This is a genomic window from Siphonobacter sp. BAB-5405, from assembly GCF_002872335.1.
Classification (GTDB): Bacteria; Bacteroidota; Bacteroidia; order Cytophagales; family Spirosomataceae; genus Siphonobacter.
The window spans coordinates 393,339-406,691 of record NZ_NJAG01000007.1; the positions used below are offsets into that span (position 1 = coordinate 393,339).

The 13,353-nt window shown below is 45.8% G+C and carries 14 protein-coding genes; 9 read left to right on the forward strand and 5 right to left on the reverse strand.

Translation table 11 applies throughout. The features are described 5' to 3' along the window. Positions 1-58 precede the first annotated feature (58 nt). Entirely contained in the window at positions 59-2,491 is a 2,433-nt protein-coding gene (locus BWI97_RS08185; RefSeq protein WP_102200657.1) for a helix-turn-helix domain-containing protein, read from the reverse strand. A 448-nt stretch (positions 2,492-2,939) separates the two neighbouring features. On the opposite strand from BWI97_RS08185, the gene BWI97_RS08190 reads away from it, so the two are divergent. Continuing rightward, positions 2,940-4,193, forward strand: coding sequence for an asparagine synthetase B (locus tag BWI97_RS08190; RefSeq protein WP_102200658.1), 1,254 nt, complete (start codon positions 2,940-2,942; stop codon positions 4,191-4,193). Between the two features lie 42 nt (positions 4,194-4,235). Here BWI97_RS08190 and BWI97_RS08195 read toward each other — a convergent pair whose 3' ends face one another. Continuing rightward, positions 4,236-5,912, reverse strand: a complete 1,677-nt coding sequence (locus tag BWI97_RS08195) for a hypothetical protein (protein WP_102200659.1) — start codon at positions 5,910-5,912, stop codon at positions 4,236-4,238. Positions 5,913-6,171: 259 nt separating this feature from the next. Here BWI97_RS08195 and BWI97_RS08200 point away from each other — a divergent pair, with 259 nt between their 5' ends. Then, a complete protein-coding gene (locus BWI97_RS08200) occupies positions 6,172-7,053 on the forward strand; it encodes a DUF1684 domain-containing protein (RefSeq protein ID WP_102200660.1) in 882 nt (293 codons plus the stop codon). A gap of 77 nt (positions 7,054-7,130) precedes the next feature. On the opposite strand, the gene BWI97_RS08205 is transcribed toward BWI97_RS08200, so the two are convergent. Together BWI97_RS08205 and BWI97_RS08210 are read right to left on the reverse strand one after the other, a co-directional pair. Next, a complete protein-coding gene (locus BWI97_RS08205) occupies positions 7,131-7,910 on the reverse strand; it encodes a DUF2490 domain-containing protein (RefSeq protein ID WP_094813195.1) in 780 nt (259 codons plus the stop codon). An 86-nt stretch (positions 7,911-7,996) separates the two neighbouring features. Beyond that, positions 7,997-8,461, reverse strand: coding sequence for an Lrp/AsnC family transcriptional regulator (locus tag BWI97_RS08210; protein WP_094813193.1), 465 nt, complete (start codon positions 8,459-8,461; stop codon positions 7,997-7,999). A gap of 163 nt (positions 8,462-8,624) precedes the next feature. Between BWI97_RS08210 and BWI97_RS08215 the strand changes: the two genes are divergently transcribed. Next, positions 8,625-9,818 (forward strand): O-succinylhomoserine sulfhydrylase, encoded by a 1,194-nt coding sequence (locus BWI97_RS08215; RefSeq protein WP_094813191.1) that lies wholly within the window; start codon positions 8,625-8,627, stop codon positions 9,816-9,818. Positions 9,819-9,886: 68 nt separating this feature from the next. Here the strand turns inward: BWI97_RS08215 and BWI97_RS08220 are convergent, their stop codons facing one another. After that, on the reverse strand, positions 9,887-10,228 hold the full coding sequence (locus BWI97_RS08220; protein ID WP_094813189.1) for a hypothetical protein: 342 nt from the start codon (positions 10,226-10,228) through the stop codon (positions 9,887-9,889). Positions 10,229-10,359: 131 nt separating this feature from the next. On the opposite strand from BWI97_RS08220, the gene BWI97_RS08225 reads away from it, so the two are divergent. From BWI97_RS08225 to BWI97_RS08250, 6 genes are all read left to right on the forward strand, one after another. Next, entirely contained in the window at positions 10,360-10,692 is a 333-nt protein-coding gene (locus tag BWI97_RS08225; RefSeq protein WP_102200661.1) for a hypothetical protein, read from the forward strand. Positions 10,693-10,748: 56 nt separating this feature from the next. Then, positions 10,749-11,030 (forward strand): hypothetical protein, encoded by a 282-nt coding sequence (locus BWI97_RS08230; RefSeq protein ID WP_102200662.1) that lies wholly within the window; start codon positions 10,749-10,751, stop codon positions 11,028-11,030. 314 nt (positions 11,031-11,344) lie between these two features. Then, the gene (locus tag BWI97_RS08235) at positions 11,345-11,572 is read left to right on the forward strand and encodes a heavy-metal-associated domain-containing protein (RefSeq protein WP_102200663.1); all 228 of its coding nucleotides are present in this window, start codon (positions 11,345-11,347) and stop codon (positions 11,570-11,572) included. Positions 11,573-11,607: 35 nt separating this feature from the next. Beyond that, positions 11,608-11,943 (forward strand): DUF6686 family protein, encoded by a 336-nt coding sequence (locus tag BWI97_RS08240; protein ID WP_146010897.1) that lies wholly within the window; start codon positions 11,608-11,610, stop codon positions 11,941-11,943. Between the two features lie 9 nt (positions 11,944-11,952). After that, the gene (locus BWI97_RS08245) at positions 11,953-12,390 is read left to right on the forward strand and encodes a hypothetical protein (RefSeq protein WP_102200665.1); all 438 of its coding nucleotides are present in this window, start codon (positions 11,953-11,955) and stop codon (positions 12,388-12,390) included. Next, complete coding sequence (locus BWI97_RS08250) at positions 12,387-13,316, forward strand: DUF6607 family protein (protein WP_102200666.1); 930 nt, start codon at positions 12,387-12,389, stop codon at positions 13,314-13,316. Before BWI97_RS08245 ends, BWI97_RS08250 begins: the two co-directional genes overlap by 4 nt. Positions 13,317-13,353: the final 37 nt, after the last annotated feature.

Genomic DNA, 13,353 nt, shown 5'->3' on the forward strand with positions numbered 1-13,353 from the left:
AAATTTGAGCAGAAGGTAAGGAAGCTTTACATACCTTCCGCTTCCGGATTACCTAAACTTAATCCTGGAGCGATTCCAGATATTTTAAAGCGGCCTTGATTTCGCTGTATGAAACGGCTTCGCCCAAGGCCAGTTTTATTTCACCTAACGACTGCTGGGGATGTTCCCGCACGTACTCAATGGTTGGCATCAATCGAGTTTTCGGGTATAGATCATACACATCCAACTCGCCCACACCCACGTAATGCAGCAGGTGTCCTTCGATAGTACCAACATTCAGACCGCGTTCCTCGGCAATCTCTTCCAGCGTTTTTCCGTCCTGAAACAGCTCGAAGCTGACGCGTTTGGTATCTACCTTTTCTTTCTTCAGAGGAATCTCAATGACTTCTTTTTCTACCCGATTTTCTTCGCAGTACTCCTGAATGATCTCAATGATTTCCGACCCAAATTCTTTGACTTTTGCCTTACCAATCCCTTTCACAGTTTCCAGTTCGGCCAGTGTGGTAGGCAGTACTTCCACTAATTCAACGAGTGATTTTTGGGGCAAAATGATGTATACCGGCACATCCCGTTCCGCCGCCTGACTGTCCCGCCAGGTCTTCAAGGCGTAGTACAGCTCGGGGTGAGCCATGTCTTTACTTGCTCTGGGGCTCGATTTACTACTGGTCGCGGCCGCTTTGGTTCGCACCTTGAAATCAATATCCGCATTGGCTTTCGCCCGCAGGTAATCGCTGGTCGTAAAGCCTTTCATGCCAGCCTGTAACGTCGCTCGCTTGATAGCCACGAGTCGCTGATAGTTTTCCAGAGCCTGCCCTGCTGATTTTTTTACTAACTGGTTGTCCGTTTCCACGTCCAGCGTCTCGGCGTCAAAAATGCTCTCAAATTTTTCCAGAAAGTACTGACAGCCTTTTTGTACGCGGCTCATCAAAGCCTCCTGTTCTTCCGGCAAGCCTCCCTGCTGAAAATACTGCGACAATTGCTGCTGAAATTTTCCGGAAACGCTATCAATCGCCTCTTCGGAAGCGGTTCGAATCCGTTGCAGGGCCTGACGAATGGCCGGATTGATCACCGTTTGATGGGTATCCAGCAATCGACTCAGATACTGACGGGTCGAGCGGATTTCCGAGAAGTTGAATAGTTCGTATAAAATCGTTTGCTGAAAGGCAATTTTGGCCTCCCTCAGTTGTTTCTCGTCGGGAATCTGCTGGCTAGCGGCCCGGTTATAGGCTGATACGAGTCCGTCCGTTTTGACGCTGCTCAGGGAAAGTGGGTTTCGCAGCACCATGCCTTCAAAACTTTTGCAGCGACTCAGGGCTACGTATACCTGTCCGTGGGCGAAGGAAAGATTGGCGTCGATAATGGCTTTCTCGAAGGTCAGGCCCTGACTTTTGTGAATTGTAATGGCCCAGGCCAGTTTTAGCGGCATCTGAGTGAAGCTGCCAATTACCTGCTCTTCAATTTCTTTCGTTTCTGCATTTAGAACGTACTTAACGTTCTGCCATTCCACGGGTTGTACCGGAATTTCGGCGTAATCTTCCTTGCACTTGACGTAAATGGTTTCGTCTTCGATGCGGGTAATTCGACCGATTTTCCCGTTATAAAACAGCTTGTCCCGTGAAGCATCGTTTTTAACGAACATCACCTGAGCGTTGATTTTCAGCGTCAGTTCTGGTTCGGTAGGATAGGCATACGTCGGGAATTCATCCTTGATTGTAGCTTCAAACGTATATTTCTTGCCCTTTAGCTCATCTAATTTTACTTTGTTGATTTTCAGAGCCGTATCGTTATGGGTAGTCAGCGTAATGTACCCTTCGTCTTCCTTCGGTTTAAAATCCGGAATATGCCGCTGATTGAGGGCCTGCAAGGTTTCGGTACTCAACTGATTTTCCCGAATCTGATTCAGTAAGTCAATAAAAAAGGTATCCGACTGCCGGTAAATGTGCGTTAGTTCAATCCGGACGGGGTTACTTTCCTGCAAAGCCCGGCTACTGAAAAAATAGACCGAGTTATAATAGGGTTTTAGTAAGGCCCATTCTTCGTCTTTAATCACCGGTGAGAGCTGGTGCAAGTCGCCAATCATCAGCAACTGTACGCCGCCGAAGGGTAAGTCCCGATTCTTGTACCGCCGCAGTACGTCGTCGATTCCGTCGAGCGTATCGGCCCGCACCATACTGATTTCATCAATGACCAGTAAATCCAGGCTTTTGATGAGGTTGATTTTTTCCTTGCCGAAACGAAACTGCCGTTGCGTGGAGCCGTCGGGTACGTACGGACCAAAGGGTAGCTGAAAAAACGAGTGAATCGTAACGCCCCCGGCATTGATGGCCGCTACTCCCGTGGGAGCCACAATGGCCATTCGCTTTTGCAGGGTTTTCTTTAATCCGTGTAAAAAGGTAGTCTTTCCGGTACCGGCTTTTCCGGTCAGAAAAATGTTTTTATTGGTAAAATGGATGAACTCGGCTGCCAGTTGTAAGGGCGTATTGGATTCCATAATGCAGTGTAAGAAGCTCGGCAAAACTGAATAAAAAACACCTTCAGTCTTTTCAAAGACCAAAGGTACTGAGGGAACGGTAAAGGTGCTTGCCGCTTTTTTAACCGTTAGGGCAATGACAGGTACTCGATTCCACCCTCTACTCTTTCCACTTTGCTCAGCAGCTAGGCTGGATTCGAGTATCTATTACCCGGAAAGAACATTACTACCCCCTAACAACCAGCAACGATCAACTTAAAACTAACGAGCGATCGCCGACCGCCATCAATTCCCCAGAAACTCCTTTCTCTAACCCCGTCCAACCCCTGTAAGTTCTTCCGGTAAGTATGAGGCATCGTGATTTTCCGGGCCTGCGTCGCGAATGCATAGGAAAGACTAAAAGGATTCCATAACTTACAGATACTCTTCCAGTTACTCTTTGCTTTCGGTATGGTAAATCACTACGAACATGAGGACATTCGGGATTATCTGTTTTTTAGGGCTACTGGTAGTTGCCAATAGCTGGGCCAACTCGCTGCTGATTCCCATGGATGCCCAGCAGACCAATCATCTCAAAGCATACGGGCTGGCGTATCGGGAGCTGAAAGCGGATCGGGAGATAGACTGGCTCCTCAACTATCGGGGCGGTAGTTTTCTGATGCAGTATTCGAAAGAGCTGGATCTGGAATGTAAACTTCGCGGCGTTTCCTACGAAGTCATTTCCGACGCGGCGGTGACTACCCTACTCCAGTCGATCACGAATCCGAACGTGAATATGGACGTGGTAAAACTCTACAAAGCCGCCCGTATTGTCGTGTATAGTCCCATCAAAGTAAGTAAGGCGACCTTCGAAGATACCGATGCCGTATTGCTGGTGCTTAACTACGCCGAGATTCCCTACGAAGTGGTCTACGACGAGGAAATCCTGCGGGGTGACCTACACCTCTACGACTGGCTACACCTGCACCACGAAGACTTTACGGGACAATTTGGCCGAAATCGCCGCCGTATGAGTGCAGACGATATGCTGGCTCAGAAGAAGATTGCGGAGAAGTACCACTTTGCGAAAGTCTCGCAACTGAAGCTGGAAGTCGCCCGAAACATCAAGGAATTCTGTGCCGGTGGCGGCTATCTGTTTGCCATGTGCTCGGGTACCGAATCACTGGATGTGGCTCTGGCCGCCGAAGGACTCGATATTGTACCTTCCGTATTCGACGGTGACGGCATAGACCCCAAAGCTCAGGGAAAACTGGATTTCAGTAAGACCATTGCCTTCGATAATTTCGAACTGGAGCTTTCCGACGAAGATTACCCGGGAATGTCCTTTTCCAATATCAACGCTTCTTCGGGGTACGGCTGGGGGGATGATACGTATTTTTCGCTGTTCGATTTTTCGGCCAAGTGGGATGTGATTCCGTCCATGCTCGTGCAGAATCATGAAAGTACCATTCGTGAATTTTTCGGACAAACGAGTGCGTTCAACAAAGCTACAGTCAAGCCCAGTGTACTGGTTTTAGGACAGAGCAAATCTACGTACCGCTACCTCTACGGCGAGCTGGGCCGGGGCCAGTTCACGTTTTACAGCGGTCACGACCCAGAAGGTCAACGCGGTTTTCATCGAACCCCTACGGATTTGAACCTACACCCCAATTCACCGGGTTATCGACTGATTTTGAATAATGTACTCTTTCCTTCGGCTCGTAAGAAGAAACGGAAAACCTAAAAAGCAGGAATAGGATGGGGCATCCCATCCTATTCCTGCTTTTTATTGTTCATAAATCGATCCTAAACTTTTTAATACACCAAACCTGAATACAGGATAAATATTGTCAACCGTGTTGATAAACTCTCTACCCTTCTGCTGAGGAATAATAAAGGAAAGATCAATGGATAAACTTAGACCGTTTTTCACTTGCTTTGAACCAAACAGCCCTCTCAGTCCTACTTCCCAGAACCAGTAGCTTTTTTCTTTCCCGGCAAAGTTTGTTTCGAACGCTGAAATGTTATCTATAGCGGTAATCCAGTTTGTGTTAGCGTATATTCCTAAAGTTCTATCGACAATTACTACTTCAGCTCCACCCTTCGCGTGAATAAAGAAATTAGTAAAGTTATTACTTAATCCATTGGCTGTATCTGCCAATGCAAATTTCTTAGTTAGAAAATTAAGCTGACCCGTGATTCCGTAATTCAAATGCTTTTTTTCAGTAGGCCTTAATTTGTGATTGTACTGATATTGGCTCCCATAAGTACCTTTCAACTGAAATCCAAAAGGACTAACTTCAGGCAAGAAAAAGTTTTTCAGATTGTCCTGACCTAGTGAAGTAATGTTTGTAGTAAAAAGCCTACCTTCAACGGCTACATAATTCGAAGTACTTACTCTTTTAGAAAATGAAGCAAGTAAATTCATGTTCAAATTAAGCTGTCTCATATCTCCAAGGGGGGATATTAAAGAAGGCAATGCACCAACCTGAGTTTCTTCATCGATAATCTTTTTCTTATTGTACATTGTATATAGTAACGTATCAACCTTCCTCTGAAGACTATCTTTGAACAGGTTTAATTTATTGAATCTGATAACTATATCATTTAATTTTTTGTCATAAACAATATACTTTTTCTCAGCCTCCGCATAGGTTTTGTTATAAGCAGCAAGCCGATTCCTGAGCATTGTATCTTTTGTATCAATTTTTTCTATTAACTCTACTATTTGGGGAGAGTACTTTGTGGAATCCAGGATTACAGCCTCTATATACTCCGTACTGGCAGTAAAGTTTTCTACATTGTCAAGGCCCTTTTTAAGGGTTTCAAATCCTCTATTAACGGCTTGAAGTTTAGCATAATTATCAGCGACTGATTCGATGACTCCCTTCTTCATATCTATTGTGTAGGTAGTATCGAATAAACTGGTAACTCGGTCTAGTTTGGCAAGCCAGGTATCTACGGCTACTGTAGCATTTTCTATCTTAGTATTGACCAACTCTATTCGGTTCGGCAATAAGATCAAAGTATTTTTAAGCTTTATTACTTTTGGATAGCTAGTCATTAATTCTTTATACAAGTCTGTTTTATTTTTTTGTAAATTTCTTTCAATTTGTAGCTTCTCCTGTAAAAACTTAATTAATGTATCTTTTCTATTTTTTTCAACAAATTTATCAATTTCATTAATTTTTTTTTGCCTTTTATCTAATTCTAATCGTAATGAATCTAAATTTCTTAATAAAGGATCTCTATTAATTCTATTATCAGAAAAAAAAGTTCGCTCTTTATCTTGATATGGCTGATAAGGCTTTATATTTTTTACTGTGTCAACTGGCAATTTAATAATTTTTTCATTTGCATCATTTTCTTTATTTGTACTTCGCATCAAGATAAAGGGATCTTGTGCATAAGCTGATACAAACCTAGCAAGTAGGAACACTACAATTAGTAGACTTTTTTTCATAACAAAGATTGGTTTTGGATTTGAATTAACCAAAAGTACTCCGTGCTCTAAACCTGACAAATACCTATAAATGGCCAAATCCTTAATCCTTCTAATGGTTCAGTTCATTATATATATTAACAGCAGTTCAATCTTTTTACCTCAAGCACCCTTAAAGTGCATTTAAGTCAAAATAATATTTTTACTCTACTTAATATATAGATTAAATTAATATCCATATCTTTGTCGCGTTCCTTCGTACTCCAATGGTTCTGTAATCATGACCTATCACTCTATCCTTTTTGCGGCTTCGAGCCTTCTACTGGCTTCGTTCCGCCCCATTTCCGACGATCCGGCTTATAAAACCCGGCTGGAAGAATGGCATCAGAAACGCGTCGCTTCGTTGAAACGCGAAGATGGCTGGCTGAATCTAGCGGGCTTATTCTGGCTCAAAGAAGGAGCAAATACGGTAGGCAGTGCTTCGGATAATAAGGTAGTATTTCCCGGAGGTGCCGCCCATTTGGGTACCTTTAAATTACAAAACGATGTCGTACAGTTTACGCCAACTGCCGATGCCGTGGTGACGGTAGACGGACAAAAAGCAACAGATACGCAGACCATTTTTACTGCCCATACCAAGCCCAATATCGTACAACACGAGTCCTTAAAATGGGTAGTAATCAAACGCGGTGACCAATACGGCATTCGCTTGCGTGATCTGGAAAGCGAACAGTTAAAAAACTTCCACGGCATCGAACGCTTTGCTGTCAACGAAAAATACCGGGTTACGGCTCGTCTGGAAAAACCCAGTACGCCCAAAACTGTAGCCATTACGAATGTTCTGGGTCAAACCTCCGATCAGCCGCTGGCGGGTACGCTAGTGTTTGAACTTGAAGGAAAAACCTACCGCCTCGACGCTACGGGTGAAGACAAGCTTTTCATCGTATTTGGGGACGAAACGAACAAAAAGGACACGTACGGAGCGGGTCGCTTCTTATACGCCGAACAGCCAAGTGCCGATGGGACGACGGTACTGGATTTCAATCAGGCCATCAATCCGCCCTGTGCTTTTACGCCTTACGCTACCTGCCCGTTGCCGCCCAAACAAAACAAACTAGCGGTTCGAATTCCAGCAGGTGAAAAGCGATTCGGCGACCACTGATTTTTCCTTAACCAAAACTTGATGTAACCGAAAAAGCCTGGCCCTAGGATCAGGCTTTTGTTTTGACTATCAGCAGATTAATCTACTGGAGAAGGTAGTTTCTCGGAAGAACCCAGACTTTTCAGTCGATACGTCCAGGCAATAAATACGTTATTTTTTCCGGCCTGGGCACTGGGTTTGAATACGCCCTGCTCAAAGGAAGCCGGACTGTAATTGGTCTGATTTACCCAACCCACCTGAACGGTCCAGTGTTTCGTAATCTGGTAGCCGAGTCCCGCAAAAAGACGGTTCCGCTCGAACGTAGGTCCTTTGGGATTCAGGAAGATTTCATCAAATATGGAAATGAAATACGTTTTCTCCTTGATACTCTTATTGTTGAGAGGAATGAACATATTCAGTCGATAGCGAATCCGGTTTCGGTACGGATGCGTACCATCCCGAAAGGTAAACCAGCGTTGTTCCACCCGGTACCGATGTTCAAAACGCAGCCGATCGAGGTATTGATTGATGACCAGTTGTTCCCACATCCGCCCTTCCGTATTCAACGGTCCCGCCGATAAATCCTGAAAATCATAAGTTGCGTATCGTCCGCCCGCCATGCCTACGGTGAAATTTTTGTTGATGTCGTACGTAACGCCCCCCTTCAATTCCGAGTAGAAGAACTCCTGAAATACACTGTTACTACGAGCCTGCACTTCCGCAAAGCCACCCCATTTTTTTTCTCCGCCGGGTAGTACCACGGTACCGATAAACCAGCTTCCCCAGGGAGCAGCGGGTGTTAAAGAGGTTTGGGCATAGGCCGTGGTGCCCAGCAACAGGCAGGCCCAAAACTTGAAAGATACGCGTAGCTTAGTCACGGAAAAGAATTAGAATCCCGCAAAAGTACGTTGTATGATCAAATCGTGATTTTGCGGATTACATTCTTAACAATTCCATAACATAGCTAGTCAACGGGTAAGGCCGTAGTAACCTTGATCTCAGCCATTACGAATACACTTTGCGGACCGCCAATGTGGGCCAGGGCCGCCAGTTGTTCGACTACGAAGCGGCGGTAATCATCCATATCTTTCACGATCACTTTCAATAGATAGTCATACGGTCCGGCGATGTTATAACACTCCATCACCTCGGGCAGACTACCAATTTTCGCTTCAAACTCCTGAATAAAGGCCTGCGTGTGTTCCTTTAGCGAAACCTGACAAAAGGCAATCAGGCTACGTCCCATTTTGCGACGATCCACCAACGCGACATATCCTTTTAAATAACCCTCACGTTCGAGGCGTTTGACCCGTTCGTGTACGGGTGTCAATGAAAGCCCTACTTCCTGAGCCAGTTCTTTATTAGAAATGAAAGCATTGGTTTGTAAGAGCGACAGAATACGGCGGTCAATGGGGTCGAGTTGATCCATAGATTATTTTTCTAGTTAGCAGGCAAAAATCATAAACGAACAGAGTGTTTCTTTTATAAAAAGAGCACTTACTAGATTTGTTTTCTAATTCCAACCCTAAAATCACAACATATTCACTAAATACCGAACTTTGTAGACAGAAATTTGATAGCACTGATTAATTATGGCATCTAAAGAAACACTAGCTATCCGGGCTCAGGCGGAACGTTCACACAACCGCGAGCACTCGGTTCCCTTATACTTAACGTCCAGTTTTACCTTCGACGACGCCGAAATGGGTCGGGCCATGTTTGCCGATGAGATTGCGGGCAACGTGTATTCCCGGTACTCCAACCCCAACGTGGACGAGTTTATCCGTAAGGTTTGTTTGCTGGAAGGCGGCGAAGAAGGGATCGCCTTTGCCTCGGGTATGGCGGCCATTTTCGCCACGTTCGCCGGAAGCTTACAGGCGGGAGATCACGTAGTTGCTTCAAAAGCCCTGTTTGGTTCCGCCATTCAGATTCTGAACAAGATCATGCCGAAGTGGGGCGTAACGACTACGTTCGTTGAGGGTCATGATCTTTCCCAATGGGAAGCGGCTACCCAGGAAAACACAAAATTCTATTTCTGTGAAAGTCCATCCAACCCAGGTTTAGAGCTGACCGATTTACGGGCCCTGTCAGCCATTGCCAAACGGCATCAGGTCGTGCTGGCCGTTGACAACTGCTTTGCCACGCCGGTCATTCAAAATCCGATTGAACTCGGGGCCGATCTGGTGATGCACTCGGCTACGAAATATATGGATGGCCAGGGTCGCGTGCTGGGGGGGATTCTGGTCGGCCGGAAAGACCTGATCGAGCCGATTCGTTTCTTCGCCCGTCATACGGGTCCGGCTTTATCGCCGTTCAACGCCTGGGTACTGTCGAAGAGTCTGGAAACGCTATTTGTCCGGATGAGAGCTCATAGTGAAAATGCTCTGGCATTGGCTCGAACCCTGGAAGGCCATGCGGCTTTACAGGCAGTTCATTATCCCTTCCTGGAAAGTCATCCGCAGTATGAACTGGCCAAACAGCAGATGAAATACGGCGGAGCGATCCTGACGCTGGAAGTAAAAGGCGGGTTTGAGGCGGTCAATGCGTTGACGCAGCACCTCGAAATTGCCTCGATCTCTCCGAACTTAGGTGATACGCGTACCATCCTGACTCATCCCGCGAGTACAACGCATTCCAAATTAAGTAAAGAAGAGCGGGCCGAAGTAGGCATTACCGATGGTCTCGTACGGATTGCGGTAGGTCTGGAAAATATTGACGATCTGATTGAAGATTTTCAGCAGGCTTTAGCCAAAGTAGCGACTTCCCAGGAAGCCGCTACGGTTTAAGAGCGAATTAAAAGTTTGATTGGGTTTATGCAAAAAGCGGCAGAGAGTTTTCTCTGCCGCTTTTTTGATTACCTCGGTCCTCTGGAACGGGGACCACCGCCCCGGTTTCCATTATTGGGTTTTGCCCGGAATGAATTATGATTTCGGAACGAATCATTTCTTCGATACGAATTATTCCGGCGATAGATATCATTTCTCCGATTGTTATACTGCCGATGACGGTATACCCGCGGCGGTGGCGTTACATAAACCCGAGGCCGGGCATAGTAGGGACGATAGCCGTAGGCGGGTCCGTAGTATCCACCGTAACTAGGTCCGTAACCTCCGTACCCATCGGAGTAAACGCGTGAGGAACACCCGGTGAGCATACTGCCCAGGGCGACCAACGTTATAATCAATAGTTTTTTCATGGCTTCTGGCGTTTCTTCTCTGATCTAATTACGTAAGCTACGTTTAAAACAGCCTTGTATTCAGCTGTTAAAAAGAGTTAATCCACGAGGTACAGCTTTTTTAAGGGATTCCGTAACCAACCCTACTGAACATGGCTGCACCCTTGCCCAAAGTGACGGAGTCACTAAAAAAACTGTTAGACTACGCGGAGGACATCCGTCAGCATCACCCGGACGTCTGGAAAAAAGGCGGTAATATCCAGGGTAATGATAGCTATGATACACTAAAAAAAATCGTTCAACGGGGTCACTTTGAAGAGGGTGATGCCGAGTTTATAAAAACCTGGAAGGCCTGGAAGGCTCGTCATATGAACCATACCAACATTGAAGGAATGGTGGCCAGTTTGAAATGGCTGGCTGTTCCTGAAGTAGGTTTACGGGAAATGAAAAAGGTGATTAAGACTGAAACTGATAAGTCTAACTAGATTACTATCCATCCTATTCCGATTTTTAAATAGACCAACAACCAATCCTTGTACCCATGAAACGTTTAGAAAATCAGGTAGCCGTCATTACGAATGGCACGCAAAGTGCAGCCACCACGCTGGCCGAAATTCTCCGCAACGAAGGAGCTAAAGTATTATTGGTAGACGAAGACAAAGAAGCTCTGCAAGAAGCCATGCATCGACTGGGCGTTGGCAGTGGGGATGATCTGGGTTATACGATAGGTTCCGGTGAATCAGGTCCCTCAGCGTATGCCCAACAAGCCATCGAGCGTTTTGGCAAAGTGGATTTGTTCATTGCGTTATCGTCGCTTTCCTAAGATACAGCAACCTTTCTTTACATTTTTGATTTTCAGCTTCGCCCCGATTTGTAACCCTTATGGTCAGATCGGGGCGAATGTTGTTCATAAGTGAAGGCCCTTCGTTTAATCTCGCGTCACTAACGCGAAACCATCTCCGCCCCGATCATTCCCTAACGATTTTACATCGGGGCGAGCCCAGTCCAAAAACTTTTCAACAATTTTTCCCAATCACTTGTACGGCATGTTTTCATCATGCACTTTTGTATTAATTATAATTAGTCTAAATAAATATTAACTCAATTACCTCACCAATCATTTCATTGATTCAGCTTATGAAAAGAATCTGTTTTCAAACGAATTTGAATTCTCCCCTGGGAATTCAGGCGGTGAAAGAAAGTCTGGGTCAACTGGGTATCACCCGATTTAGCATTGACTTTCTGACGCAGTCACTGGAGGTATTCAGTGAATGGATTGCTCCCGAGCGAATTATAGAAGCCTTGAAGCGTACAGGCGTCACCTGTAAACTCCGGCATATAAAAACGCCTTCCCTGGCTGATTGAATTCGATCCTTTTCTCCGATTTAACTCCGGTACTCATGCACCAATCTCATTGTTTCCGTACCCTCACGCAACAGGAAAATGGCTACATCGGCTACTGCGAAGGTTGCCAGACGTACAACCTGGCTTTCAATAATATCTTACTGATTTTCAACGCCGAAGATTTCCAGTATTTTTTGGAAATGCTCCAGGAGCGGTGCAACATGAGCTACTTTTCCACCTCGCACGGCAAAGAAATTATCATGCGGTCGCCGGTATTGAATCTGAATATTCTGCTCGCTGAATCGGAGCTGGAAGAACTCATTAACATGATGCAGGAAGTGAATCTGATTGTGGAAGCTCATAAAATTCTGTATACCAGTTCGCTTGAATAACTAATTCTCATGAGTATTTCCCGTATCCGTATTCTGATTTTCTGGGTGTTGACCACCGTGTGCATGATCCTGCACTTCAATTTTCATGTAGGCGATTTGTTCTACGGCATCAACATCGTTCGCGAAGGGGCCAATGGACAGAAACCCATGTCGCTGGTCATCATCCGATTCATTTTTGAATTATTTCCGCTCATCTGGGCGGTTGCTCTGCTCTATCTTCAATCGATCGAGTGGCGGAGGGTAAACTTCTTCCTCAGCATTCCGTTTACGCTGGCTCACCTGAGTCATGTCGTCGGCGAACTGAAGGAAGGAGACCCTTCGCAACTTTTATTATTAACCTTCGTCCTGCTGATGAGTATCCTGCTGACGATTGAATCCTGGAAGTGGCTTAAAACCCCTGATTACCAATTTACGAACCAGCAAAAATCGAAACCCGTATTCGAATGAAACGCTTTATCTTCACCTTAACCCTGGGTAGTCTGCTTAGTACTGCCTTTGCTCAGAAATCAGCTGATATTCAGGCGATCAAAGGTCAGTGCGGCTGTCACGCCATCACTTTTAAATACGCTGAAACGTTCTCTCCCAACCGCGAATACAAATTCAAGGACCGAAAAGAAATGGGTGCGTTAGAGTACGTATTCGTGGACGAAGAAACGCCCAATAAATTAGTACTGATGCACCTGCTGGTCATCAACGATAGTACCATCATTAAACATTGGCGGGAAGACTGGAAATTCCAGAATACGGATCTGCTGGCGTACGAACAGGACGCGGAGTGGAAATACAAAGCCCTGACCGCCCCGCAGGCCAAGGGCCAGTGGACGCAACAGGTTTTTGAAGTAGACGATAGCCCCCGCTACGAAGGTTCGGCTACCTGGTTTCACGCCGATGGCCGCCATGTCTGGGACAATACCACCGACGCTCCCCTGCCCCGCCGCGAGTACACGACCCGCAACGACTACAATGTGATGCGTCGCGGCAATCGCATCGTTATCACGGATTACGGCTACCTGCACGATCAGGACAATGCCAAAGTCCTGCGTACCCCCGATGGCGAGAAAATCATTGCCTACGAAAAAGGCATCAATGATTACCACCGCGTTAAAGAAGCGGCTTGTAACTCAGCGAAAGACTGGTGGACGAAACACCGGACGTTCTGGGTGGATGTCCGGAATGTCTGGGGTGATCTGATTGCTCAGAAAAAAGGTATTCAACTGGAAAAGAAAATTGACGGCAAGAGTCTAAATCAATCACTGGATGACCTTTCTGCGGCGTATCTGAAAGCTCCCAAAGCGACAGCGGCTAATAAGGCCGAAATCAAAGCTACGATCCAGAAGTTTCTGAAAAATAAGGAGTTAGTAGGTATGAAGTAATGAACCTATGATCTTTAACAAAAAAGCTCGTCCGTAT